A 24,719-nucleotide genomic window follows, 5' to 3' on the forward strand; every position below is an offset into this window, starting at 1 on the left:
CAGCGGCAAAGCAAGGGGAGACGTCCATGCGCCAGAGCTCGATGCGCCTTGGTCGCGCCAATCTCGACCGCCTGGCACCTGCCATCCGGCGGCCGGCCTATGACCGATCGCGCGTCACGCCCGGCATCGTGCATCTCGGGCTCGGGGCGTTTCATCGTGCCCATCAGGCCGTCGTCATCGACGATTGCCTTGCTAGGGGCAGCATGTCCTGGGGCATCATCGGCGCGAGCCTGCGCAGCCCGGAGACGCGCGACGCCCTCGCCCCGCAGGACCATCTCTACACCGTCGCTGTGCGCGCCGCCGAAGGTACCGAGCACCGCGTGATCGGCGCCCTGCTCGACAGCGTCGTGGCGCGCGAGAAGCCGGCAGCCCTGGTCGAGCGGATGGCCGATCCCGCTATCCGCATCGTCTCGCTCACGGTGACCGAGAAGGGCTATTGCCATACGCCGCAGACCGGCGATCTCGACGAGCGGCATCCTGATGTCGTGCACGACCTCAATAATTTCGACGCGCCGCGCTCGGCGCCGGGCTTCATCGTCGCCGCGCTGGCACGCCGGCGGGCGCAGGGTCTTTCGCCCTTCACCGTGCTGTGCTGCGACAACCTCGCCGCCAACGGCCACACCGTGCAGCGGATCGTCACGCAGTTCGCCGCGCTGCGTTCTAGGGAACTCGGCAAGTGGATCGCCGACACGGTTGCGTTCCCCTCGACTATGGTCGACCGCATCGTGCCGGAGACGACGGATGCCGACCGCGATGCGGTCGCATCCGCGCTGGGCATGCGCGACGCCTGGCCTGTCATGACCGAGCCGTTCACGCAATGGGTGGTCGAGGACCGCTTCACCGCGGGCCGGCCGGACCTTGCCGCAGCGGGTGTCGAGCTCGTCGGCGACGTCAAGCCGTTCGAGCTGATGAAGCTGCGGCTGCTCAACGCCAGCCATTCCGCGCTGGCCTATCTCGGCTATCTCTCCGGCTACGAGACCATCGCCGACACGATGCAGGATCCGCATTTTGCGCGCCTCGCCGCGCAGGTGATGGAAGAGGCCGCGGTGACGCTGACCATGCCATCAGGCACGGATCTCGCCGCTTATCGCGCCTCGCTGCTCAAGCGCTTCGCCAATCCGGCGCTGCACCATCGCACTTGGCAGATTGCCATGGACGGCTCGCAAAAGCTGCCGCAGCGGCTGCTCGGCGCGATGCAGGATCGCCTTGCCAGAGGCCTGCCCATCGCAACGCATGCGCTGGCGGTGGCCGGCTGGATCCGCTACGTCAGCGGCGTCGACGAGCAGGGACGGCCGATCGACGTGCGCGATCCATTCGCCGCCGAGTTCGCCGCGCTGGCGCGCGAGGCAGGACCCGTTGCCGAGCGCCTCGCGCCGGCACTGCTCGGGGTGGCGAAGGTGTTCGGGCCGCTCGGCGCCGAGCCGCGCCTGCGCGAGGCTGTCACCGCGGCGCTCGGCCGCCTCTATGCCGACGGCGCGCGGCGGGCCGTGGCAACGCACGTTTCAGCGTGACCACGACGCGGGCAGCATCCTGAATGCTGCACTGCGGCCAAAGTCGACGGAAAGTCGCGCTTGATTTTTGCCTGTCCTTGCCCCACCCGAGAGCGATGGGAAACGACACCAAGGTCATTGCCGCCAACGCGGCCTTTTACGCGGCATTCTCGACCGGCGACTTCGCCGGCATGGAACGGATGTGGGCGGATGACGACGGCATCTCCTGCATCCATCCCGGCTGGCCGGCCATCATCGGCCGCGCCACCGTGATCGGAAGCTGGCGCGACATCCTGCAAAACCCGCAGCGGCCGCAGATCGTCTGCGCCGAGCCGCAGGCCATCGTCGACGGCGACAGCGCCCGCGTGCTCTGCATCGAGATCGTCGACGGCACCGCGCTGGCTGCGGCGAACCATTTTCGCCGCGTCGGCGACGACTGGCGCCTGGTGCATCATCAGTCCAGTCCGATCGCACAGATTGTCGAGCAGGCCGAGGACGATAGAGCAAGTCACCGCGTCCACTGAGCACGGCGATCACGGCGCCGTGATCTACTGTGCATGGGGTTGTTTTTCAGCTTTTGTTTGGCGGGCCGAAAGTTCCGACAGATCGTCGAGCACGACATGCGCGCCGGTGAAGTCGTCGTCCCCGAAGAACGTGCTGCGGGTGATCAGAACCGGGACGCCGGCGCGCGAGGCCGCGATCAGACCGTTGGCGGAATCCTCAATCGCAACGCAATCGGACGCCTCGAGCTTCAGCCGCGCCAGAATCTCGAGATAGACGTCGGGCGCCGGCTTCTTGTGCCTGACGTCGTCGCCGGCGACGATCGCATCGAAATCCGCGGCCCAGCGTTTGCCCAGCGCCTGCGACAGCAGCGCATCGATATTGCCGTGCGATGTGGTGGTCGCAATCGCAAGCCGCTGGCCGCGCGCCTTCGCGGCCCTGAGCAAATCCGTCACGCCTGGCCGCAAGGGACAGCGGCCGGCCTCGACCAATTCGGCATAATGCGCGGTCTTGATGCGGTGAAGTTCTGCGATGTCCCCGTCCGACAAGGGCGCAGCGGTCACTAGCCTCTCGTGGTAGGCGCGCATGCGCTCCTTGCCGCCCGTCACCCGCAACAGGTCCTTGTAGACGGCGCGGTCCCACTGCCAGTCGAGACCGAGGCGGGCGAAGGCCAGATTGAAGGCCTGCCGATGCAGCTCCTCGGTTTCGGCCAAGGTGCCGTCGACGTCGAAGATCAGCGCGGCCGCGCCCCGGATCAGTTCGGCGGCGTCTGCTGGCGCCTGAACCAACGCTTCAGCCTGCATGATCGATGCCTCCCTTCCGGCGCTGCGTAAAGCGATCATCGGCCGAGCCGGAGGGCGAGACAAATCGCAATATCTTTTGCCGGACCCAAAAATCTCTTATGAGCGAACGGTGCGCGACGGCGCGAACGGGAACTTTCGACCTGCACGGGAGACGCATGCGGCTCTTCATCCTCGGCCTCGGCTACAGCGCCCGGCATTTCGTCCGCAAGCACGGCCGCAGCTTCTCGCATGTCGCCGGCACCGTGCGCGATCCCGCGCAGCGGAATGACCTCGCCGGGATCGAGGTGCATCCGTTTTCCGGCAGCCTTCCGTCGCCCGAGACGGTTGAACGGGTTCGCGACGCCGACGTCCTCCTGGTGTCGATTCCGCCCGGCAGCGGCGGCGATCCCGCGCTCGCAGCCTTCGCGGACGTGCTGACAGGGCGGAAACGCAAGGCCATCTATCTCTCCACCATCGGGGTGTACGGCGATCACGCAGGCAGCTGGGTCGACGAGAGCACGCCGCCGCAGGCCATCCTCGACCGCACGCGGATGCGGATCGCGGCGGAGCAAGCCTGGACGGATGCGGCGGGCGGCGATGCCGCGATCCTGCGGCTTGCGGGCATCTACGGTCCCGGCCGCAACGCGCTGGCGACACTGCGCGCGGGAACGGCGAGGCGCATCATCAAGCCGGGACAGGTGTTCAACCGCATCCACGTCGATGACATCGCGAGCGCGATCATCGCCGCTATTCATCACCAGGGCGGCGGCGTTTGGAACGTCTGCGACGACGAGCCGGCGCCGCCGCAGGACGTGATCGGCTATGCCGCGCAGCTGATGGGCGTGGCGCCGCCGCCGGAAGAAGCGTTCGCCACCGCCGAAATGTCGGCGATGGCGCGCAGCTTCTATGCCAGCAGCGCCCGCGTCTCCAACGAGAAACTGAAGCGCGAGCTCGGCGTCACGCTGGCCTGCCCCACCTATCGGCACGGCCTCGACGCTCTCTGGCGCGCAGGCGAAGGACGTTAGGGTTCCTGCGCTTCGATGCGTCCCAGACATGCCGCCCCCGCGCTTGACTTCGTCCCTGTGCGGTCATGATCTAGGCATCGAGCGAGCCACCGCACAACGAGCTCGCCTCTTGGGAGAATGCAATGAACAAGACGATCGCCATGATCGCGGCAACGATTGCTGTCGTCACGCTCGGCGCCGCGCGCGCTGCGCCGCTGCCCGAAGCCAATCCCGACGATGTCGGATTTTCGAAGCAAGGCCTTGCACGTCTCGATAATTTCTTCGCGCGCGAGATCGCGGCCAAGCGCGTTCCCGGCGCAGTGGTCGCCATCGCGCGCGACGGCAAGCTCGTCCACTACAAGGCCTATGGCCTGCTCGATCCGGCCAAGGGCACGCCGATGCCGGTCGATGCGATCTTCGCGCTGGCCTCGATGACCAAGCCGATGGCCGCGGTCGCCGGCCTGACGCTGATGGAGCAGGGACGGCTGCCGCTCCAGGCCAAGCTGTCCGAATACTACCCGGGCTTCGCCGACATGAAGGTCGGCGTGCCTCAGGCGGATGGATCACTCAAGCTCGAACCGCAGGCCTCGCCGATCTTCATCCACGATCTCTACCGGCATACGTCGGGGCTGATATATGGCGGCCGCCCCGACTCATCGAGCCCGGTGGCGCGGCAATATCCCGATGGCATTGCGCCGGCGATCGAAGGCGACACCCAGGCTTTCATCGGTCGCATCACCAAGCTGCCGCTGGCGCAGCAGCCCTCGACCGCGTTCGAATACGGCTTTTCGATCGATGTGCTCGGCGCTGTCGTCGAGAAGGTGAGCGAGCAGAAGCTTGGCGACTATCTCGCTGCCAATGTCTGGCAGCCGCTCGGCATGAAGGATGCGACTTTCCATCCGACCGAGGCGCAGCGCCCGCGCCTCGCCCGCCCCTTCCCGAACGATCCGCTGACGGGCAAGCCGCAGGCCATCAAGCTCCTGGACACTCCAACCAAGTTCGACTGCGGCGGCGCCTGCTCCTTCGCGACGGTCGGCGACTACATCCGCTTCGGACAGATGTTGCTCAACGGCGGCGAGCTCGACGGGCAGCGCATTCTCGGTCCGAAGACCGTCCGTCACATGACGGCGAACCATCTCGGCCCCGAGATCAAGAACAACGTCGCCAATGTCGAGCCGCATCGCGGCGGCTTCGGCTTCGGCCTTTCGGTGGCGGTCCGGACCAGCGAAGGATTGTCGTCGGTCCCCGGCAATCCGGGCGAGTTCACCTGGAACGGAGCCTACGGGACGCAGTTCTTCTGCGATCCCAAGGAGCGTCTCGTCGTCGTGGTGGGAACGGCGGCACCGGGTGAGCTCAGGAAGTATTATCGCGAGCAGGTCCAGGACATCGTCTACGGCGCGATGACGAAGTGAGACCGTCACATGAAAGAGAAACGGCGGCCACTTGGGCCGCCCTCTTGATTGACCGTCAGCTCAACACGCCGTATTTCCTAAACCAGGCCTCTGCCTGCTTCCAGGCATCTTCCGCGGCGTCCTTGCGGTAGCTGCCGCGATAGTCGGCATGGAAGCCGTGCGGCGCTTCGGGGTAGATCTTGAAGTCGGCCGTCTTCTTGCTCTGCTCGAGCGCGGCCTTCATCTGCTCGACCTGCGCGACGGGAATGCCGGTATCGGCGCCACCATAGAGGCCGAGCACCGGCGCCTTCATCTCGGGCGCGAGCTGCAGCGGGCTCTTCGGCCACAACGGGTTGGCTGGATCGACCAAGGTCCCGTAGAAGGCAACGCCCGCCTTGAGCGCACCGCTGTGGGCGGCATATTCCCAGACTGTGCGGCCACCCCGGCAGAAGCCGATGATGCCGAGCTTCGTCGTGTCGCCGCCTTTCGATCCTGCCCAGGCGACCGTCGCGTCCAGATCCGACAACAGCTCCGCGTCCGGCTTCGCATTCACCACCGGCAGCAGCTCCTTGATATCCGTCACCTTGGTCAGGTCGATGCCCTTGCGGAAATAATAGTCGGGCGCCACCGCGAACGCGCCGAGCTTGGCGAGGCGGCGCGTCACGTCCCGGATGTATTCGTGCAGGCCAAAGATTTCCATCGCCACGATGACCACCGGCGCCTTGGCGTTGCCGGCCGGGCGGGCGAAATAGGCGGGCATTTCCTCAGAGCCGACCTTGATCTTGGCATCGCCGGCCTGGAGGCCGCTGGTATCCGTCGTGATGATGTCGGCCCGGACCGGACCGGCCGCGAGCGTGTAGCCAGCGGCGACGGCCGCGGTCGCGCTCATGAATCCGCGGCGCGAGAGCGGGGCAACTTTCGTCAGTCCAACGACGTCGGATGTCATGGTGGTTTCAAAGCTCATCGATCTTCCATTCCTGATTCCCATGCTGATGCCCCTCGGGCGCCGCATTCGCCAGTAATTGCCGGATAAACGCAAGTCACCAGCCTGCGAGCACGCGGCTCACCACTTCATCCCTTCGTTAGCGAGCGCCGGTGTCCGCTGCCCGCCGGAGCGTGGGCCGTGTGCCGGGACTTAACCGTCTGGCTGCACTGCACCGCAACATCCATTAACCGAAAAGAATCGTTCTTTGCCTGCCGGCCAGGCCGCTTGTCGCTGCACAGAATGCGCCTGAGCGCACACCCGACAGGCTCTGCCGCAACAAATGGCAATCGCAGCGACGATGGTGACACATCATGTTGCTTACGCATCGCTCATCATCACCAAATCACGTGCGAACCGCCCTCATTTGATTGAAATTTTCGGAGGATCTTGGCCGCGCGATTTACCCGGTCTTTCTTTGTGACACCCTAGTTCCACGGCCGGAAGTTCCATCTTCGGAAACGCAGAGGCTTCTTCCCGCGACGCGCGATGCTCGCCCGCAACGGACGGCGGAGCGCGAGCGGGTCTCATTCTCGTCCGCCCCTATTGCGCTACCCGAGGCCCAATTGAATAAACGTTTATGCGACCTGGAACTGAAATGAATTTGGCTCGTGAATCGATTGAACTGTTGGAGCAGGCCGCACGCATCCTGTGGTTCGAAGGCACCAAGCACGGTTTGCGCGACCGCGAATGGATGGCGCTGCGCTTCCTCTCCCGCGCCAACCGATTTTCCCGAACCCCCTCGGCGCTGGCGAGCTACGTCGGCACCACGCGCGGCACCGCCTCGTTCATCATCGGCGAGCTCGAGCGGCTCGGCTATCTCGAGCGGAAGCGCTCGGCCACGGACAAGCGTTCGGTGACGTTGAGCGTGACCCAGCAGGGCAAGAAGTTCCTGGTGCGCGATCCCGTCAACGTCCTCCTCGAAGCGATTGCTGTTCTCGACGATGAAGTCAAAATCCGTTTCCGCGACACGTTCCGGCACGTGCTGGACCACTCCGATGCCGTCGAGCAGCGGCACCACACCGACGTCTGCAAGCGGTGCATCTTCCTGCGGGAGGATCGCGCCAATACCGACAGCAAGACGACGGCCGAGTTCAGCTGCCGCCTGTTTCGCGCACCGATCGCCGAAGCGGAGGTCGATCTGCTGTGCACCAGCTTCGAGCATCACCGCCAATAAAAGGCGGCTCGTTCAGGGCGTTGCCTTGCGCGACGAATAGATGACGCCGCCGCTTGATTCCACCACCAGGCGCCCGTTCTCGTTCCTGATCTCTTCGATGCGGCCAAGACCGGGCACCTGTTGTCCCAGCACGGCTTCGATGACACCGTTCGGGCCCTGCAGGATCGCAATTCCCTCATAGGCCTGACGGACCGACCAGCCCTTGATCGCCTTGCGCGGCGCCAATGCACGCTCGGGTGCAGGCACCGATCCCGTGAATTCGGGCGCGGCGACCGCGGCCATCATCGGCCCTTGCGCTGACACCGGCTGCGTCTGCACCGTCGCCGGCGCGGGAGCTTGGGCTTGGGCTTGCACCTGAGCGAGCTTGTCGAGCTTCACCGTAGAGGACGAGCTCACCCGCTCGATCCGGTCGAGATTCTCGGCAAACCGGCCGAAGCGATCGTTCGTGACCTTGCTGGATTGATCGACCGCGGTCCGCAAGCCATCGAGGTTTTCAGACACGCCCGACACTTGCTTGCGCAGTTGCGCGACGGTCTCGCGCAGAATCCTGATCTCCGCATTGGCCGCAACGTTGTTTGGCGCGGGCTGGGTGGTGAGATAGGCGATCACGCCGGTGCAGGCGCAGACCACCAGCATGGCAGCGACCGCCAGAGTTGCGAGCGGCGCGACCCAGGTCGGACGGGGTGGCGGCGGCTTCGCCACGATCACGGCCGGCTTGATCACGACCGGCGCCGGCTTCGGGATCGCCATCTTGTCGAGGCGGGCCTTGGCACGAATCCGCTTCAAGCCGTCGAGTGCCTCCTTTGCGAGAGCCTCGTCGCTCGCCGTCGCCGATACGCGCTTTGCACTCGCGGCAGGCTTGGTCGTCCGCGCCGCGTTGTCCATTGAATCGCTCGCCTCCGGCGCTGGCTTCGCCGCCGCGGAAGCGTCCGCGGTCGCGTTGGGACGAGCTTGTCCATCGGACAACATATGAAAATGCTCCGTTCGGTTCGGTCTGTCGAGCGACGACGTTATCTGTCGAAGCTTGCCTGAAACGTGCGGGTCGAAAGCCGTTCATCGCGCGTGATGCGACGTCGCATGAGTCGATTGCGCCATACACGTGGCGATAGTGCGACTCGAAAGACACACACTCGCCAAGATTTCATCAAGCTGGAGGCGCGGCGCAGACGTGAGTCGAACTTCCGCATGCGGAAAAGCGAGTTCCAGAGTCAATCCGGGGTTGAAAACCCATCAATGTGCGTGCCTCGGAGCACCACCCGAAATAGCTGTAATTGTACGGGGATGCGGAACTATACAACCATCACAATGCAAAACTAGTTCAGTATCAAAATCAACTGATACGTTTCGATGCATCAAGAAACAACCAGAAACAAATCAACAGCATCAAGTGCGTGTAGCAATCGCTTTCTTTCGCACGCTTGATCGGGAATCGGCAATCGCTACGGTTCTACTCAAGTGATTCTCGCCAGTTGGCGAGGAGATCGACATGGTTCAGCAGTGTTCGGACGCGATGAGCAACTTGGCGCAACTGTTCTAGGTCGTTTCTCAATCTGCTCCGCGAGGTGATCAGTAAGACACCCGCCGAGCCTCACGCAGTAAGCGTTTCAGTATCGAGTTGAAGTAACAGGCCTGCGAGACGCAGGCACTGAACGCGTAGGGCTGCCCGCGAATATCGAAACCACAACAACGGTTCGCGGGATGGAATGTCGTCAAACAGCATCGTTGCCGAGCCGGCGCATCACAACAACCAACCGGCCGCAACAAGTGCGAAACAGGGGCGAAAGACTGATGTATATTATCGTTGATGATCGTGAGAGCGTCGCGAACAGCTATGTCGGAGGGCTCGTTCGCGAAGGCGTATCGTCGATCGGCTTCTCCTCCGGAGAATTCTGGGACTGGCTGCAATCTGCGAGCGAGTCCGATCTGGCGGCGGTGGACGCTTTTCTCCTCGGCGATTGCGATGCCCGCGGAAGCCTGCCGCGGGCGATGCGCAAGCGCTCCTCGGCTCCCATCATTGCCATGAGCGGCCAGAAGATGCTCAAGAACACGCTGGAGCTGTTCGAATCGGGCGTGGACGACGTCGTGCACGTGCCGATCCACCTGCGCGAGATCCTGGCACGAACGGCCGCGATCGCGCGCCGCCGGGTGGGCGAGCTGCCGAGGCCCTGCGAGAGCAGGATCCAGGTCTTCTTCAACGGCCGTGATCCCGAAATCGCGGGCCACGCCCTCACCCTGCCCCGCCGCGAACTGCGCATTCTCGAATATATGGTGGCCAACCACGGCAAGTGGATCACCAAGACGCAGATCTTCAATGCGGTCTACGGCATCTTCGAGTCCACCTTCGACGAGAGCGTGATCGAGAGCCACGTCAGCAAGCTGCGCAAGAAGCTCCGCGACCGCCTCGGCTTCGACGCGATCGTGGCAAGGCGTTACGTCGGCTACCGCCTCAACATCCCGGCGGGCGAAACTCTCGACGAGCCGGTGCAGGAGCTCGAGGACGTCGGCATCCTACTGAACAGGACGCAGGCCGCCCCCGCGGCATACCCGGCCGGCAACTGACACGGCAGGACAGCGCCACGAACCGGCAACGGCCTCTGCGAAGCAGCTTCGCGGAGGCCGTTACACTTTTGGCGGCGAGCTGAGCGCACGCCTCGTCCTTCGAGACGGCGCTGACGCGCCTCCTCAGGATGAGGCTAATCGGCCGCGGTGCGCGCTGAGACTGGCGCCGCGCATTCCGTCCTCATCCTGAGGAGCCGCGTAGCGGCCTCTCGAAGGATGGCCGCAGAAAAGAGCTACGGCTTCTGCTGGAATTCTTCCTTGGAGACGTAGTTGAAGTCCTCGACCAGGACGTCCTGGACAATGTCACCCTGCATCCGTTCGTTGACGCGCTGCTTGATGGCCGTCGTCAGGATGGCGAGGTCGTAACGGGCGAGCTTCCTGAAGTCGAGACGATCGTCGGCATAGATCCTGCGGAAGGCCTCGTCGACGACGAACGGCTCCGGCGGGACGTTCAGCTGGTGCATGGTCCGCGCCTCCATGGTGTAGACGAAGCGCGCGACGATGTAGCCCTGGACATTGCCGTTCTCGACCATCGGCACGCTCAGCGCCCGCGTCTTGTGATATTGCAACCCTTCGAGATATTCGTCCTTCGCCGGCAGCAGGCTGCCCTTCTCCTTCCAATAGGCGACGGCATAGCTCGTGCCCGCCGTGAGGATGCATACCCAGAGCCCGGCCAGCACCAGCCTGATCATTTTCCGTCCTGCGCCGTGCGACCGGTATAGGTGCCGTCGGACTCGGCGTCCTTGACCGCCTTGACGATGATGCTCGCGACTTCGCGGACCGCGTCGTAGTGCATCTCCAGAATGGACCGATTCCGCTCGAGCTTCTCGCGCAGCCGCTGAATCTCCTCGGTGATCTCGACCTCGCCGCCGAGGTGCATCCGCGCCCGCATCAGGCGGACGAACTCGAGCATGCTCCGGCTCTTCCGCGCGCTGAAATCGTCGAAATCGATCTTTTGGCCGGTCGCGAGCGCTGTCGTCTCCTCCTCGACGATACCTGCGAGCCGGCGGATTGCGGCCAGCAGGCCACGCATCTCGTCCGATCTCACCCTGTCCGCGGCGTCGACCCTTGCCTCGTCACCCCCGATCGGCAGCAGCACGGGCAGCAGCGCATCGCTCGCTGCGGCTTCCGTCGTCACCATCTCGGTGTCCGCGACCGCCTGGTCCATCGCCACGGCCACCGCGCCTTCTTGTGCCTGCATTGGAAATTCACCTCTCAACTTCTGTCACCCGTTCGCGGATCATGATTTGGCCTTCGCTGCGTCCGGTCCAGCCGGATGCGCGGCGGCGAGCTGCCGGGCGATGCCGACACCGTTGCCCTTTGCCAGCTGACTGCCGAGCTGCTCTGCAAGCATCGACTTCCAGACGCCGCCAGCCGTGCCCTTGCCAAAGACCTCCTCCGACTCCTTCGGCAACATCGTCTCGACGAAGGTCTGGAGGATGAAGGCCTCGAACTTCCGGTAAATCTCGCCGGATGCCGGCGCCTTGATCACCTGCACCGGCGCGCCATTCACGGCACCCGACTGCGCTTCCGCGTCTTTCGCCGCGGCTTGATCGGCGGTCGCCGCTTTGGCCTTGCCGACTTCCGCCTCCATCGTGGCGGCGAAATCGGCGTCCGACGATTTCAGCGCGTCGAGCTTCGCGGTCGCGGCGCGCTGCGTCGCGGGGTCCGCGGCTTCGAGGACGTCGAGGACGAGGTCGGGCGTCGCTGTCACGATCATGTCTTGTTCCGGTTGGCTGGCTGTGGCGTCCAGGCGTGCACGGTAAGGCTCGTTCCCGTCATGTCCTCGAGCGAGCGCTTCTCGGCATCGCGGAGCTTGTCTGCGAGTGCGGCCTTGGCGACCTCCTCCAGCTGTTTCACGCGGCGGGTCTCCCGGCGAACCTGGTCGAGCTGCTGCGCGGCCTGCGCCTGCACCGCACGGGCGCCGACGCTCGCCCTGTTGAGACGCCGCGCGATCGATTCGTTCGACGATCCCGCCGGCGGCTTTCCATCGTTCAAGGCTCCGACCAGCCATTCCTGCTCGTCCTGCAGGCTGCGCTCCTGCTGCCGCAATTGCGCGAGCTGCCATTCGGAGAGCCGGAGCTGCAGCTTCACCAGCGAGACCATCCGGCCGAGCTTGTCCGCGCGCGATGTCATGACCCGGTCACTCCGCCAGCCACGACGACACGCCCAGCATGAACTGCGTCAGCAGCTCGTCGCTGGTGAGGTAGAGCAGCAGGAAGCCGCCGAACAGCACGAAGGGCACCGAGATGAAATAGACCGGAATGGCCGGCGTCAGCTTGTTGATCAGACCGACCGCCAGGTTGACGATGACCGAATAGACGATGAAAGGGCTCGAGATCCGCAGCGTCAGCACGAACGCTTCCGAAAGGCGGCCGACGAGCAGCTCGAGCGCGACGCTGCCGCCCAGCCTGCTGCCGGGCTTCCAGACGTCGTAGGAGTTCATCAGCCCGCGCAGCACCTGCCAGTGCTGGTCGGTCATGAAGAACAGCGTGGTGACGGCCGCCATGATCAGCGGCACCAGGGCCGGCGCCGGATCGGTGTCGGCGATCGGTGTGCCCGGGATGTTGCTCAGCCCGATCGCGCTCGCCATCATGGTCGCCATGGTCTGGAGGGCGAGGAAGAACACGCGCCCGCCGAGCCCGATGACGCTGCCGACCACGAGCTCGGAGCAGATCAGGAGCGCGAGCGTCAGGGGAGCCGCGTTGTCCGTGAGCGGCTTCAGGACGGCAATCAGGATCGGCGTCAGTGCAAACGTCGTGACCAGTGCGACGAACAGGCGCACCTGGGGCGGAACGTTGACGCTGGAATAGCCGGGCACCAGCATCAGGCAGGCGCCGATGCGGCAAAACACGATGAACGTCACCAGCACGCTGTCGGCGAGCCCTGAGATCACGATATGGCTCCGAGCGCCCTGATCTCGGCGCTGCGCGCGACTTCGACATGCGACAGGATCGGCAAAGTCGGGAACACCCGCTCCAGGATCATCCGGACATAGGGGCGCGCTTCCGGCGTCACTGCCAGCACCACGCTGGTGCCGCTCTCGGTGAATTTCCGGATCGCGGCGCTGGCTTCGGTCGCGAACTGCTCGATCAGGCGCGGGTCTGCGTCGAACTCGACGACGTCCCCCTTGGCATCGCGCTTCAGGCTCTGGTGGAAAGCGAGGTCCCAGCGGTTACCGAGACGAACCACGTTGAGCACGCCATTGTCGGAGAGATCGCCGCAGATCTGCTGGGCGAGCCGGGTCCGAACGTGCTCCGCCACCTGCTCGGAGCGCCGCACATGGGGCGCGATCTCGGCGATCGCCTCGAGGATCAGGTGAAGATTGCGAATGGAGACTCGCTCGGCAAGCAGGATCTTCAGGATCGCCAGCAGGCCCGAATAGGAGATCTGCGACGGGCAGAGATCCTCGACCAGGCGCTTGTATTCGGGATCGAGCCGGTCGAGCAGGGCACGCATGTCCTTGTAGGACAGCAGCTGGGCAAGGTTCGCCCTGATCACTTCGCTCAAATGCGTGAGCAGCACCGACAGATTGTCGACCGGCTTGCAGCCCTGCCGCTTGACTTCGTCGGTGAAGGCTTCCGTCACCCACAGCGCCTTCATGCCGAACGCAGGCTCGATCACCTCGTCGCCCGGCACGTCGGGCTTGCCGTCCTTATCGACCAGCACCAGCACCTCGCCGAGCCTGAGCTCGCCATGGGCAACGCGCGTGTCGTGAATCCTTATCTGGTAGCTCTTAGGATCGATCGACAGATTGTCCGTGAGCTTGATCTCGGGAATGACGAAGCCGTACTGCTTGGCGAATTTCTTGCGGATCTTGGCCACGCGGTGGGCAAGCTCGGTGCGCGAGCCCAACAGATGGATTGAAAGGTGGCCGCCGAGCGCCAGCTCGATCTCGGCGGTCTTGAGCTGCTCCTTGACGGACTCCTTGGCCTCAGCCTGCGCGCGCTCGTCGGCCTTGCGGGCCTCCTCCTTCTGCTTCAGCGCAGCCTGCCGCTTCGGCAACGAATAGCCGACGAAGGCCATGACACCCCCAAGCAGCACAAACGGCGCCATCGGCAGTCCCGGCATCAAAGCGAGCACGAACATCATCAGCGCGGCGGCCGACACCGCGCGCGGATAGCCGCCGAGCTGCCGCAGCACCGCCTGCTCCGCCGAGCCCGTGGTGCCGCCCTTGGAGACCAGGAGGCCCGCCGACAGCGACACGATCAGCGCCGGCATCTGCGACACCAGACCATCGCCGACGGAGAGCTTGGTGTAGACGTCGGCCGCGCGGGACAGAGTCAATCCGTGATGGGTGACGCCGATGACGATGCCGCCGAAGATGTTGATCGCGGTGATGATGAGACCGGCAATGGCGTCGCCACGGACGAATTTCGAGGCGCCGTCCATGGCGCCGAAGAACGCGCTCTCCTCTTCGAGCTCGCGGCGCCGTCGCTGCGCTTCCTTGTCGTCGATCAAGCCGGCGGACAGGTCCGCATCGATCGCCATCTGCTTGCCCGGGATGGCGTCCAGGGTGAAACGGGCGCCGACTTCGGCGATACGCGTCGCGCCCTTGGTGATCACGACGAAATTCACCGTCACCAGGATCGCGAAGATGATGAGACCGATCACGAAGTCGCCGCCCATGACGAACTTCGAGAAGCCTGCAACGACATGGCCCGCCGCATGTTCACCCTCCCCGCCCCGTGACAGGATCAGGCGCGTCGTCGCGATGTTCAGCGCCAGGCGCAGGATCGTCGCGATCAGCAGAACGGTCGGGAAAGCAGAGAAGTCGAGCGGGCGCTGAATCCACAGCGCCACCATCAGGATCAGGGCCGAAAGCGCGATCGAGAACGCGAGGCCGAGGTCGATCAGGATCGGAGGAATCGGCAGGAACAGGATCGTGAGCATGGTCACGATGCCGGCGGCGAAAAAGGCATCCGTTCCGAGGCGGCGCTGATTGGGCGGGCTAGCAGCTAACGTATCGGCCATTGGGTCACCGGCAGAGGGGTCCGCCCGCAATCTGCCGCGCAAAGCTTACGCGGGGATGGTGCCGGGCCGTCCGGATCAGAAGCCGCGCTCGATCCTGGAATAGACCATCTCAGTGAAGGTCGACAGATGCGCGCCGATGAAGGAGCCGGAGACGGCAACGACCAGGAGAATGACGATGATCTTCGGAACAAAGGTCAGCGTCACCTCCTGGATCTGGGTCAGCGCCTGGATCAGCGCGATGACGGTGCCGACCAGCATGGCTGCGCCGACCGCAGGCCCGGAGGCGACGATGATGGTCCAGATCGCCGCCTGGACGATATCGAGGGCGTCCCGCTCGTTCATGACTGGCTGATCGTGAGGCCCGGTCCGACCGCGACCTTGGTGCCGTCCTGAAGCGTCGCGATGGAGCCGTCGCTGTTGATGGAGACCGAGACGACCTTGCCGCTGAAGGTCGCGCCGGTCGAGTCGGTGAAGCTGACCGTCTTCCCGATCAGCCCGTTGGCCTGCGACAAGGACTGCGAGGACAGCAGCGCGTCCAGCTTCGCATTCGTCTGCATCGCCTGCTCGACCGTCGAGAGCTGGGCGAACTGGCTCATATACTGCGCGGTGTCCATGGGATTGGTCGGATCCTGGTTCTTCATCTGGGCGATGAGGAGCTGGAGAAACGTGTTGTAGTCCACGCTGTTGCTCGACGTCGTCGAGTTGGTGTCGGTCGAACTGGATCTGCTGGTGCTGTCGGTCGCGCTGGTGACGTTCATCTTGTCTCTCCGCTGTCAGGCAGCTTCGACTGGGGAAACGGCGGCGGCGCCGGCCAGGATGGCCTGCTCCACCGGAAACAACGCGCGAATCCGCTTGAGCGCCTCGAAATAGCGGGTCGCCCCAACCAGTTCGTGGATCGCGCCGAGCCCACCGAGCATCTCGCGGTTCTCGCAAACGGCACACAGGGCCGCGTGATGCTGGGCGTAGAGCGCCGCAGCGTCGCGAACGTCCGTCGGGTTCATCAGCATGAGCTGGACGATGAAATAGAGCTGCCGCAGGGCCGTGGTGGCGTCGGACGCCTGCATGACCTGCCCTTCGAGCAGGAACATCACGTCGTTGACGAGCTCGACGGAGACCTTGCGGTCGACGCGGAGCACCGCGCCGTTGATGTAGACCCGTTCGCCCGCGCGCAAGGAAATCTTCATTAAAGCGCGTCTCGGATCAGGCGGTTGATTTCGATGAGCTGCACCACGTCGCTGGACCGCTGCTCGCGGAGACGATCGGCTTCCTTGACCACCCACAGGCCGATCGAGATGATGTCGGCACGCAGCTTGTCCGGCAGGCCGTTGTCCGGGTGCGCGAGATCCTCGATGAAGATCGTCCACAGCCGCCGCACATAGAGCAGGCTCTCGACCTGATCCTCGGGGCTGAAACGTCCCTTCTGGATCCGCTCGAGCCGGTCGATGCCAAGGCTGAGTGCCTGCCGCTCACGGCTGCGCGCCTCATAGCCACTATCGTCAACGACCGCTTCATAGGCTTCAAACGTCATCAGGACCACTCTTCGCAGAAAACCGAACAACTGGACAAAGGTTACGAGCCTGACAGCGCAGCCTTGGCTCAGAGATAATTGATGAGGCTGATCTTCTGGAGCTGCGAGGTGAGCGCCAGCGCGGTCTGGATCTGTGTCTGCAGCGTATTGACGCGGACCGAGGCTTCGGTCGGGTCGACCGCTTCCATTCCGACGATCTGATTGTTCAGAATGTCCTGCTGCGTCTTGAGCTTGGCGGTTGCGGTGGTGACCCGCTGCTGGACCGTGCCGACGCTGCCGCCCAGCGCCGCGAGATCGTTGATGGCGTTGCCGACCAGCCCGATGGCCTTGTCCACCACGACCTGGAACGTCTCCTGGCTCAGCTTCACGTTGCCGAGATCGGCCATCATGGTGTAGGCCTCGGCGAGCCTGCGGAAGCCGATCTGGTTGGCGCTCACGGACGTGTCCGCGATCTCGGTGGTGGAGATGCGGCTTTGCATGGTCTGGTCAGTCGCCGACGACCAGTTGGTGTTCCAGGCCGGGCTGGCGAACCCGGCATCGAAGGTGGTGTCCAGGAAGGTCTGCATCTGGGCCGGCGTAATGGTGGCTACGGCGGGTGAGGATTGCGGAAAGCCGAAGGTCGCGAGAAAATCCGCATCGACCTGGTTCTTGCTGGCCGAGCCCGCGGCGTAAGCCGTGATGGGCGCATTCTGCGTGTTGATGCCCGAGAACAGATAGGAGCCGTTATAGGAGACGTTCAGTGCGCCGATCAGGTCTTGGAGATTGGACGCCGCAGGCGGCAGGATGACCCGCCCGCCGCCGTCGGTGCTGCGGGCCGCGATCAGATCCTTGAGGAAGTCGGTCGCGGTCTTGTTGAGCTGGGTGATCCTGTTCTGCGTCACGTCCAGGCGTCCCGAGACGAGACCGTTGGTGTCGACGAGCTGGTCGGCAAAGCTCCAGTCCGCCCGCAGCGTGAGGTCGCTTCCCGTCGTCGCACCGAGTTCCAGACCAACGTCGTAGAAGCGGCCGGTGGTCGCTTCGGTCGAGGCCTTGCTCAGCGCCGCCTGGTTGTTCGTGATCGAATACCTCAACGACGAGGACAGCATCAGGGTGGAAACGTAATTCGCGCTCATCATGGCTCAGTTCCCCACGGCGGCCAGCAGGCTCTGCAGCATTTCATCGACGGTCGAAATGATCTTCGACGAGGCCGAATAGGTTCGCTCGACCTGGAGCATCAAGGCCATTTCGTCGTCCATGTTGACGCCGTTGACGTTTGACAACGCCGTGATGCTGCGGTTGAGCAATGTGCTCTGGTACTCGGAGTTGGCGTCGGCGGTCTTGCGCTGGTTTTCGATCCAGCTCGCCGATGATGATGCGAAGTCGATCAGGCTGCCGCTCGGCTTGCCTTGCGTCGTTGCATCGAACGGCTGCGCGGCATCCATGCCGCCGATGAGCTGCTGCAGTCGGGCCGAATAGCCGCCGTTGCCGGCGGTGTTGTATTGGTAGGCGGGGTTGCCGCTGATCGCGCCGTCGCGTAGCAAATTCGGGTTGCCGCCCAGGCTCGGATCGACCGAGGCCGCGACCGAGATCGTGCCGGCGAGGCCCACCGAGACGGTCGCGCTCGCCGGCATCGCCGGCGCGCCCGGATAGGTGAAGAGACCGGGAACGTCGGGCAGCGCCGCGGCGGTCTGATCGCTTTCCCTGAACGTATTGATCAGGCCGCGCGCGATTTCGTCGAGCTGGCCCTGATAGGTGACGGTGTCCTGGTCGCGCAGCTGGGCGAGGCCTGCGAGCTTGCCCGACTTCAGCGGCATCACCGAATTGGCGCCGGTCACCGGGACCCCGTCGATGTAGACGGCGTTGCCCGTGGTGCCGGCGCTGTAGGCATTCGTCGGCGCAAAGCTCACCGTCCGCGCCGTCTTGTCGAACAGCACCACGCCGCTATCGGCGTAGAGCGCCGCGTCGCCGTTGGGGCGGATCGACATGTTGACGCCGACCTCCTGCGACAGCTGCGAGACGATGCTGTCGCGCTGATCGAGATAGTCGGTGATGTCGTCGCCGGAGATCGTGCCTTTCACGATCGCGGTGTTCACGGTCTCGAACCGGGAGAGCAACTGGTTGATATTCTGAACCGACGTCTTCATGTCGGCATCGGCGCTTTCGCGGACCGACTGCACGGTCCGGGTCGCCTGGTTGAGCGCGGTCGCCATGTCCTTGGCGGACGCGACGGCCGCCTGCGCCAGGGTGGCGTTGTCAGGGGCGTTGGCATATTTCTGCAACGCCTGCTTCAGCGCGTTGAGCTGCGCCGTCGGCGACTGGTCGAGCTCCGGATCGTCCACCGTCGCGGTGGCGATCTTCTGCAGGCCGTCATAGATCGCGGTCTGCTTGGCGGACGACGAGGTCGCGATCAGGACGTTGTTGTAGAGGCCCGAGCTGGCGGCGCGCTGGATCGCCGCGACATAGACGCCGGCGCCGGGCAGATTGTCCAGCACGGTGAGCTTGCGCGAATAGCCGGTGGCGCTGGCACCGGCGATGTTGCGCGAGATGACCGACGACTGAACGCTCGACGCCATGAGCGAGGAGCGAGCCGAGTTGAGAGCGGCGGTAAGCGACATGGCGTGCTCTTGCCCGAAACGAGCGCCTAGGAATTCAGCGCTTCAAGTTGACGACGACATCCAGCAGATCCGAGCCGGTCTGGAACGATTTCGAGTTCGCCGTGAAGCCGCGCTGGGCCTCGATCATGCCGGTGAGTTCGTCCGCGAGGTCGACGTTGGAGTCCTCCAGGGCACTGGACTGGATCGTGCCGAGCCCACCCGTGCCGGCATTTCCGACCTGCGCGTTGCCGGAATTCATGTTGGTCGAATAGACGTTGCCGGGCTCGGGCGTCAGATTGTCGGGGCTCGCGACGTCGGCGAGCATGATGGTGTAGAGCGTCAGCTGCTGCCCGTTCTTGAGGATCGCCGTCACATGGCCGGCATCGTCGATATCGACCTTGTCGATCGCCGAGGGAACGCTGCCATTGACAGTGGCCTTGAAGCTGAAGTCGGTGCCGACCTGGGTCAAGTTCGACAGGTCAAAGGTCATCGCCGCACCTCCGGGAACGGTGAAGGCGAGACCGGTCGGGCTCGCCGCGGCGAGCGCGCCCCTGCCGGCCGCCGTGGTGTCGAAGGTGAAAGTGGTGGCGGCGCCGAGCGAGGTGCCTGTCGCGGAGTCGTAGACCCCGATCTGCCAGGTATCCGAGCCGGCAGCCGTCGCCGTGTGGGACATATAGACGTCGAGCGTAACGGCCTGGCCGATATTGTTGTAGGCCACGATCGAGCTCTTCGATGAATATGACGCCGGGCCGGGCGGGCCAGCAATGACAGCCGCTTTCGGATCCAAATTGCCGGTCGTGAGCGTTCCCGCCGTTGACGGCACCGGCACCTGCGAGACCTGGGCGATGTTGACGATCTGCATCCCGGACAGGCTGTTCTGCGAGAAGTTGGTCACGTTCCCGGGCTGGCCGAGAAGATAAAAGCCGGCCCCGTTGACCAGATTGCCCTGGCTGTCGGGCACGAACGAGCCGGCCCGCGTCAGATATTGCTGCGTGTTGTTGGCGTTCGACACCACGAAGAAGCCATTGCCCTGGACGCGGAGGTCCGTGGTCGACGTGGTATACTGCGTATTGCCCCCGTCGCTGATGGCATAGCGGACCTTGGTTTCGACAGCGCCGGAATCGTAATTGCCGGAGCCGCTCTTCAGGATCAGCGAGGAGAACTCCGTCGAAGCCCGCTTGTAGCCCGTCGTGTTGACGTTGGCGATGTTGTCCGAGACCGTCGACAGCTTGTTGGACTGCGCGTTCATCCCGGAAACGCCGGTGCGCATAACACCATACAGGCTCATGAATTGGGCTCCTTTGGTAGGTTGCAGCTACAATGGGGGTTCTTGCTTGCGCGGGGCTGATGATTGGGCGCGATGCACAACTTGTCGTGGTCCGGTCAGCTCTGCTTCAGCTCGTCTTGGGCTGGCAGAACGAGCGCGCCTTGTCCGTCCACGCGCCGAAACCGCTCGAGACGAGATGCGCAACAATGTGACAGACATAGCGCTTCTGCGCCGGCTGATTGTTGGGGCCCGCGTTGTAGCGCGCGACCGCCATGGTCCAGCTGCCTTCGCGCTGCTTCAACTCCTTGAGGAAGCGCGCGGCGTACTCGACGTTCCCCGCGGGATCGAACATCGCCCGGACCGAAGCGAACTTTTCGGCGTGATAATAATGGTTGATCTGCATGCAGCCGAGATCGATCAGCTTGATGCCTTTGCTGCGCATGGCCTCGAAATTCGCGATTGCATCGTTGATGTCCTTGGCGAACACGGTCTGGCCGTCGGCCCCGAGCGCGTAAGGATGGAGCGCGCCGCGCCGGCCGGTCTCGGTGAGGCCCACCGCATAGAGAATGCCGAGCGGAATCCCATGCTGCCGGGCCGCGCGCGTCATCTCGCGCTCGCAGGGGCGCGCAGTCTCGGCGGCGGCTTCCGAAGCGCTCGCGTTACAGATAAACAGGGCCGCGACGGTGATGCGGCGCCACGTCCTGCTCATGACGCGTCTCCTGGTTGAACTGGCGCTCCTGGCGAGCCTGTTTCGCGCCGCCGTCGGATTGCCCCGACGACGTGCCGGCACCGCCGAACGCGCCTTGCGACTGCGGCGAGGATTGTTGCTGGCCCGAGAGCTGGGGCTGGGACTGGCCGGAGCCGCTCTGGAATCCGTCCAGCGAGCCGTGCTGGACCGGCGCGACGTCGGCGACGTAGCCGGCCGACTGCATGAGCTCGCGGATCTGGTCGCGCTGCTGGTCGAGCATCTGGCTCGTGTCCTTGCGCTCGGCCGCGAGCTGGACGGACACTTCGGTGCCGACGAGACGCAGGCGCACCGTGACGTTGCCGAGGGCGGGCGGTTCGAGATTGACCGTCAGGATCCTGAGCGGCTGATCCGGTGCGTTGGTCTGGGATGCGGCGAGATCGGGTGCCGCGGACGCAGCCGGTGCCGAGGACTCCTTCAGCTCGGCGACGACTGCATTGGCAACCTGCTGCGGGGCGTTGAACTGCGCCGGTGGCAGATGGGTTTCCTGCTGGACCACGGTGACCTTAGTTGTCTCGGGTAGCGCGGCGCGCGCCGAAGCCTTGGCAGCGCGCTCGACATCGGCCGTAACCGCCTCGAAGCCGGGTGATGCCGGCCTTGCGCTCGAGGCTTCCGCACCTTGCGTCAGCGCAGATTGCGACGCCGCCATCGCTTGCGAAGCCGCCGCCTGCGAGCGCGCGCCGGCCGGGGCAGGACTGGATGGACCGGCATCGCCGGTCGCCGCCTTCACCGCGCCCGGTGCCTCGTGCTTCGCCGAGGGCGACCGCTCGTCACGCGCGGGCGCGTCCTTGTCTGCGGAGGGCACTTGCATCTGCGGTTTCACGGCAGACACAGCAGCGATCTCCTGCCCGACCATCACAGCGATGCCGGATTGATCCTGGCGATCTGTCCCGGTGAAATGATCGACCGGACGTGGTTGCTCCGCCAGCTTGTCGGACTTGGTGTCGGAGGTCTCGTCCATGGACTTTGGATCAGCAATGGTCGCGACGCGTTCGCGCAGCGCCGCCTCCTTCGGCTGCTCCTGCTCGGCCGGATGGATCGGACACGTGCGCAGCGTTCTGGTCTTCGCGGCCGCCTCGCTGCCGTCTTCGCTCAGCGCCTGCTTGGCGAGGTTCGAGACGGTGTGGAGCAGATCGTTGAAGGACGAGTTCGCCTGTGGTTTGGTCGCGGCACCCATTGCCGCGCGCGACCCGCGCATGTTGAGACTCTCGGCGAGACCGTTGAAGAGCTGTCCGGAGGTTCCACTGAGCTTGGTCATGGCCGGCGATCCTTGGTCAGGAGTTCGAGCTCCCCGAGCTGCTTCTGCGCGCGTGCGAGCGTCGCGGTCGATGACGCCAAATCGAGTCGCGCCGGCGTTGCCGGAGGCTTGTCCGCTGCCGCGGCGGATCCGCCCGCGAACGGCTTGCGAACGTCGAGCGCGAGCTGCACCGTGGCATTGAGAAGGGGGACGTCGCGTTCGGGCAGCTTCGACCGGTCGAGCGCCTTCAGTTCGGCGAGACCGCCGTCATATTCGTCGGTGAGCACGCGCGAGGCGCCGCGGAGGAAATGGGCGCGCTCGCGTTCCGCCGATGCATCCGCGCTCAGGGTCAATGCCCGCTCGCCCGCAAGTCGGGTCACGGTCAGCCGTCCGCGCACCATCGCGGCGCGCGCCATCATGAGATAGAGCTTGAGGCGGCTGGCGCGATCGATCTGCTCGAGCAAGGCTGAGATCCGCGCAAAGCGGCGCTCGTCGAGTGCCAGGCTCGATTGCGTCAGCCCCGCGGAGAAGCGCTGCCAGAAATCGCCCGCATAGATCGAGTTGCGGTAATGGCGGATATAGGCCAGCGTCAGGAACTCGAACTTCTCGAAATCCTCCGCCTGCCCCACCAGCAGGATCTCGCGCCGCAGGGCCGCCTCCTCGACCAGCGTGCCGGGCAACAGCAGGCGCGCATCGTCCAGGCGCTCGATCGCGAGCGAGGCCTCGGCGCGCGCGAACAGCGCGCCCTGAACCAGCGCGACCTGTCCGCCCAGTCCCGAAGGAATCGTCCGCGGCTTGATCTCCTTGAGCAGCTCCCGTGCTTCCTCTTGGCGACCCTCGACATAGGCGAGCGCACCGTTGAACAGCCGCTCGTCGACGTTCAACTTGTCGCGCGGCAGTTTGCGGACGATTTGCGGCGCACCGCCGCTGAGCAGGTAGATAACGACCGCCTGGCCGTTCCGCGGATTGCTCCACACCGCGGGATCGGCCGCGAGAAACTTCTCGCCGATTTGCCGGATCAGCGCGATATGACTGCCATGTGCGGCGGTGTCGCCATTGGCGATGCCGTCCTGCACCGCTTGCAGCGCGCGGACGAGCTCATAGGGTTCGCTGCCCTGGGGTGCAGGCTGGGCAAGCGCATTTGCCGCGATGAACGGCAGCAGCAAGACGGCGCGGCGCAGCAGCCTGATCAAGGTCGCTTCTCCCGGATCAGGATTTCGATCCGGCGGTTCTGGGCGGCCGCCGGATCGTTCGGGAGCTTCGGCCGCCGATCGGCGTAACCTTCGATATGCTCGATCCGCCGCGCATCGACGCCGGAACGGACCAACATGTAATAGGCCATCTGCGCACGCGCGGTCGACAGCCTCCAATTGTCGTAGGTTTCCGATCGATACGGCCGATTGTCGGTATGCCCGCGGACGATGATCATGCCCTGGCGCTTCATCAGCAGCGGCCCGATCTTGTCGATCACGCGGATCAGCTCGGGCCGCGGCTCCGCCGAGCCGACCGCGAACATGCCGAAGCTCGCATCGTCGGTGAGGCTGACCAGGAGCCCTTCCTCGACCTGACGCACCTCGGCCGCCGGCCCCGCCCCTGCTTTGATGTCCGACAGCGCCTCCGCGATCGCGGACTGAAGCTGCTTGAGGGTGGGCTGCTGTGTTTGCGCCGCGTCGCGCGCCTCCGGCTCCTTCGCCGCATCGTTGGGACGAGCCTGCGGGGCGGTGCTCACCTGGACGCCAGCTTGGGCGCTGCCCTCGCGCGGCGACTGCGTCGGTGCGGCGCCCGGCGGCATCAGCGGCGACAGGCTTGCGGACGAGCTCTCCGGGCCCGGAGCCACGTTGCCGCCGGCATCATCCGTCCTGCTCCGGCGCGCCTGCACCTCGCCCGGATTTGCTCCGGCTGCGCCGTCTCGCGCGGAGGCATTCGGCTTCGGCTCGCTCTCGATGAAGCGATCGGCGTCCTTGGACGCCTGTGGCGCCAGCTTCCAATAGCCCGGATCGAATGGATCGCGATAGGCATCGCCTCCCTTGAGGCCGTCCTCTTCAGCGGAGGTCAGAGCGCCGGCGCGCCGCTGGCCCGTCGACTGGTTCGCGCTGTTGGCGATCTCGGCGAGCGTCGCATAGGGGTCACGGAACAGGACCTTCTCCTCGAAAGAGGCCGGCTTCTCAGCCGTCGGAGAATCGCCGCGCCTTTCCTCGTTCGTACCGGCCGGCTGACGCTTGCCGTCCTGGCCTTCGAACGACGACGGCTCCTTGTTGGAGAGATCCTTGAGGCCCTTTGGGGCAGGTGAGTTCTCAGCGAGCTTGATCGGATTGAAATAGCTCGCGACGACCTGCTTCTGGTCCTGGTTGAGCGCGTTGAGCAGCCACATGACCAGGAAGAACGCCATCATCGCGGTCATGAAGTCCGCATAGGCGATCTTCCAGACGCCGCCGTGATGCGCCTCCTCGGCGAAGGCGCTGCGGCGGCGGACGATCACGATCTCATGCTTGACCTCCTCCATGGCGGA

Annotated in this window: 26 protein-coding genes; 6 read left to right on the forward strand and 20 right to left on the reverse strand. The window is 64.8% G+C overall.

What is annotated here, in order from left to right; genetic code table 11:
- Positions 1 to 26: 26 nt before the first annotated feature.
- The gene (locus GA0061099_RS04495) at positions 27 to 1,511 is read left to right on the forward strand and encodes a mannitol dehydrogenase family protein (RefSeq protein ID WP_199751051.1); all 1,485 of its coding nucleotides are present in this window, start codon (positions 27 to 29) and stop codon (positions 1,509 to 1,511) included.
- A gap of 95 nt (positions 1,512 to 1,606) precedes the next feature.
- Positions 1,607 to 2,014, forward strand: a complete 408-nt coding sequence (locus tag GA0061099_RS04500) for a nuclear transport factor 2 family protein (RefSeq protein WP_036007097.1) — start codon at positions 1,607 to 1,609, stop codon at positions 2,012 to 2,014.
- Between the two features lie 24 nt (positions 2,015 to 2,038).
- On the opposite strand, the gene GA0061099_RS04505 is transcribed toward GA0061099_RS04500, so the two are convergent.
- Positions 2,039 to 2,794: an HAD family hydrolase gene (locus GA0061099_RS04505; RefSeq protein WP_036027478.1), complete on the reverse strand. Its 756-nt coding sequence runs from the start codon at positions 2,792 to 2,794 to the stop codon at positions 2,039 to 2,041.
- Between the two features lie 155 nt (positions 2,795 to 2,949).
- On the opposite strand from GA0061099_RS04505, the gene GA0061099_RS04510 reads away from it, so the two are divergent.
- Entirely contained in the window at positions 2,950 to 3,798 is an 849-nt protein-coding gene (locus GA0061099_RS04510; RefSeq protein WP_036027399.1) for an SDR family oxidoreductase, read from the forward strand.
- Positions 3,799 to 3,920: 122 nt separating this feature from the next.
- Positions 3,921 to 5,189, forward strand: a complete 1,269-nt coding sequence (locus GA0061099_RS04515; protein ID WP_036027400.1) for a serine hydrolase domain-containing protein — start codon at positions 3,921 to 3,923, stop codon at positions 5,187 to 5,189.
- A gap of 55 nt (positions 5,190 to 5,244) precedes the next feature.
- Here GA0061099_RS04515 and GA0061099_RS04520 read toward each other — a convergent pair whose 3' ends face one another.
- A complete protein-coding gene (locus GA0061099_RS04520) occupies positions 5,245 to 6,132 on the reverse strand; it encodes a dienelactone hydrolase family protein (RefSeq protein ID WP_036027402.1) in 888 nt (295 codons plus the stop codon).
- Positions 6,133 to 6,748: 616 nt separating this feature from the next.
- On the opposite strand from GA0061099_RS04520, the gene GA0061099_RS04525 reads away from it, so the two are divergent.
- Positions 6,749 to 7,327, forward strand: a complete 579-nt coding sequence (locus tag GA0061099_RS04525; RefSeq protein ID WP_036027404.1) for a MarR family winged helix-turn-helix transcriptional regulator — start codon at positions 6,749 to 6,751, stop codon at positions 7,325 to 7,327.
- A gap of 12 nt (positions 7,328 to 7,339) precedes the next feature.
- Here the strand turns inward: GA0061099_RS04525 and GA0061099_RS04530 are convergent, their stop codons facing one another.
- Positions 7,340 to 8,296 (reverse strand): hypothetical protein, encoded by a 957-nt coding sequence (locus tag GA0061099_RS04530; RefSeq protein ID WP_036027405.1) that lies wholly within the window; start codon positions 8,294 to 8,296, stop codon positions 7,340 to 7,342.
- Positions 8,297 to 9,115: 819 nt separating this feature from the next.
- Here GA0061099_RS04530 and GA0061099_RS04535 point away from each other — a divergent pair.
- Complete coding sequence (locus GA0061099_RS04535; protein ID WP_036027407.1) at positions 9,116 to 9,886, forward strand: response regulator transcription factor; 771 nt, start codon at positions 9,116 to 9,118, stop codon at positions 9,884 to 9,886.
- Between the two features lie 233 nt (positions 9,887 to 10,119).
- Here the strand turns inward: GA0061099_RS04535 and GA0061099_RS04540 are convergent, their stop codons facing one another.
- The 17 genes from GA0061099_RS04540 to GA0061099_RS04620 form a co-directional block, all read right to left on the reverse strand.
- Positions 10,120 to 10,578, reverse strand: a complete 459-nt coding sequence (locus GA0061099_RS04540; protein WP_036007081.1) for a hypothetical protein — start codon at positions 10,576 to 10,578, stop codon at positions 10,120 to 10,122.
- Entirely contained in the window at positions 10,575 to 11,087 is a 513-nt protein-coding gene (locus GA0061099_RS04545) for a hypothetical protein (RefSeq protein WP_036027408.1), read from the reverse strand. Before GA0061099_RS04545 ends, GA0061099_RS04540 begins: the two co-directional genes overlap by 4 nt.
- 39 nt (positions 11,088 to 11,126) lie before the next feature.
- Complete coding sequence (locus GA0061099_RS04550; RefSeq protein WP_036027409.1) at positions 11,127 to 11,606, reverse strand: rod-binding protein; 480 nt, start codon at positions 11,604 to 11,606, stop codon at positions 11,127 to 11,129.
- On the reverse strand, positions 11,603 to 12,022 hold the full coding sequence (locus GA0061099_RS04555) for a hypothetical protein (protein ID WP_036007058.1): 420 nt from the start codon (positions 12,020 to 12,022) through the stop codon (positions 11,603 to 11,605). Before GA0061099_RS04555 ends, GA0061099_RS04550 begins: the two co-directional genes overlap by 4 nt.
- Before the next feature lie 7 nt (positions 12,023 to 12,029).
- Positions 12,030 to 12,782, reverse strand: coding sequence for a flagellar biosynthesis protein FliR (fliR, locus tag GA0061099_RS04560; RefSeq protein WP_036007054.1), 753 nt, complete (start codon positions 12,780 to 12,782; stop codon positions 12,030 to 12,032).
- On the reverse strand, positions 12,779 to 14,860 hold the full coding sequence (gene flhA, locus GA0061099_RS04565) for a flagellar biosynthesis protein FlhA (protein ID WP_036027411.1): 2,082 nt from the start codon (positions 14,858 to 14,860) through the stop codon (positions 12,779 to 12,781). Before flhA ends, fliR begins: the two co-directional genes overlap by 4 nt.
- 75 nt (positions 14,861 to 14,935) lie before the next feature.
- A complete protein-coding gene (gene fliQ, locus GA0061099_RS04570; RefSeq protein ID WP_025034323.1) occupies positions 14,936 to 15,202 on the reverse strand; it encodes a flagellar biosynthesis protein FliQ in 267 nt (88 codons plus the stop codon).
- Positions 15,199 to 15,618: a flagellar hook assembly protein FlgD gene (gene flgD / locus GA0061099_RS04575; protein WP_036007048.1), complete on the reverse strand. Its 420-nt coding sequence runs from the start codon at positions 15,616 to 15,618 to the stop codon at positions 15,199 to 15,201. The genes fliQ and flgD overlap by 4 nt, the downstream gene beginning before the upstream one ends.
- Before the next feature lie 15 nt (positions 15,619 to 15,633).
- Positions 15,634 to 16,044 (reverse strand): flagellar biosynthesis repressor FlbT, encoded by a 411-nt coding sequence (gene flbT / locus GA0061099_RS04580; RefSeq protein ID WP_036027412.1) that lies wholly within the window; start codon positions 16,042 to 16,044, stop codon positions 15,634 to 15,636.
- The gene (flaF, locus tag GA0061099_RS04585; protein WP_036007043.1) at positions 16,044 to 16,388 is read right to left on the reverse strand and encodes a flagellar biosynthesis regulator FlaF; all 345 of its coding nucleotides are present in this window, start codon (positions 16,386 to 16,388) and stop codon (positions 16,044 to 16,046) included. The genes flbT and flaF overlap by 1 nt, the downstream gene beginning before the upstream one ends.
- Positions 16,389 to 16,456: 68 nt before the next feature.
- Entirely contained in the window at positions 16,457 to 17,503 is a 1,047-nt protein-coding gene (locus tag GA0061099_RS04590; protein WP_036027413.1) for a flagellar hook-associated family protein, read from the reverse strand.
- 3 nt (positions 17,504 to 17,506) lie between these two features.
- Complete coding sequence (flgK, locus tag GA0061099_RS04595) at positions 17,507 to 18,982, reverse strand: flagellar hook-associated protein FlgK (RefSeq protein ID WP_036027415.1); 1,476 nt, start codon at positions 18,980 to 18,982, stop codon at positions 17,507 to 17,509.
- Positions 18,983 to 19,016: 34 nt separating this feature from the next.
- On the reverse strand, positions 19,017 to 20,249 hold the full coding sequence (locus tag GA0061099_RS04600) for a flagellar hook protein FlgE (RefSeq protein ID WP_025034317.1): 1,233 nt from the start codon (positions 20,247 to 20,249) through the stop codon (positions 19,017 to 19,019).
- Between the two features lie 106 nt (positions 20,250 to 20,355).
- Positions 20,356 to 20,937 carry a transglycosylase SLT domain-containing protein gene (locus GA0061099_RS04605; RefSeq protein ID WP_036027417.1) on the reverse strand — a complete coding sequence of 194 codons (582 nt, stop codon included), beginning with the start codon at positions 20,935 to 20,937 and terminating at the stop codon, positions 20,356 to 20,358.
- Complete coding sequence (gene fliK / locus GA0061099_RS04610) at positions 20,888 to 22,231, reverse strand: flagellar hook-length control protein FliK (protein WP_036027418.1); 1,344 nt, start codon at positions 22,229 to 22,231, stop codon at positions 20,888 to 20,890. The genes GA0061099_RS04605 and fliK overlap by 50 nt, the downstream gene beginning before the upstream one ends.
- Complete coding sequence (locus GA0061099_RS04615; RefSeq protein ID WP_036027420.1) at positions 22,228 to 23,403, reverse strand: chemotaxis protein; 1,176 nt, start codon at positions 23,401 to 23,403, stop codon at positions 22,228 to 22,230. Before GA0061099_RS04615 ends, fliK begins: the two co-directional genes overlap by 4 nt.
- Positions 23,400 to 24,713, reverse strand: a complete 1,314-nt coding sequence (locus GA0061099_RS04620) for a MotB family protein (protein ID WP_036027421.1) — start codon at positions 24,711 to 24,713, stop codon at positions 23,400 to 23,402. The genes GA0061099_RS04615 and GA0061099_RS04620 overlap by 4 nt, the downstream gene beginning before the upstream one ends.
- Positions 24,714 to 24,719: the final 6 nt, after the last annotated feature.

It is taken from the genome of Bradyrhizobium yuanmingense, assembly GCF_900094575.1.
In the GTDB taxonomy this organism is placed as follows: domain Bacteria; phylum Pseudomonadota; class Alphaproteobacteria; order Rhizobiales; family Xanthobacteraceae; genus Bradyrhizobium; species Bradyrhizobium yuanmingense.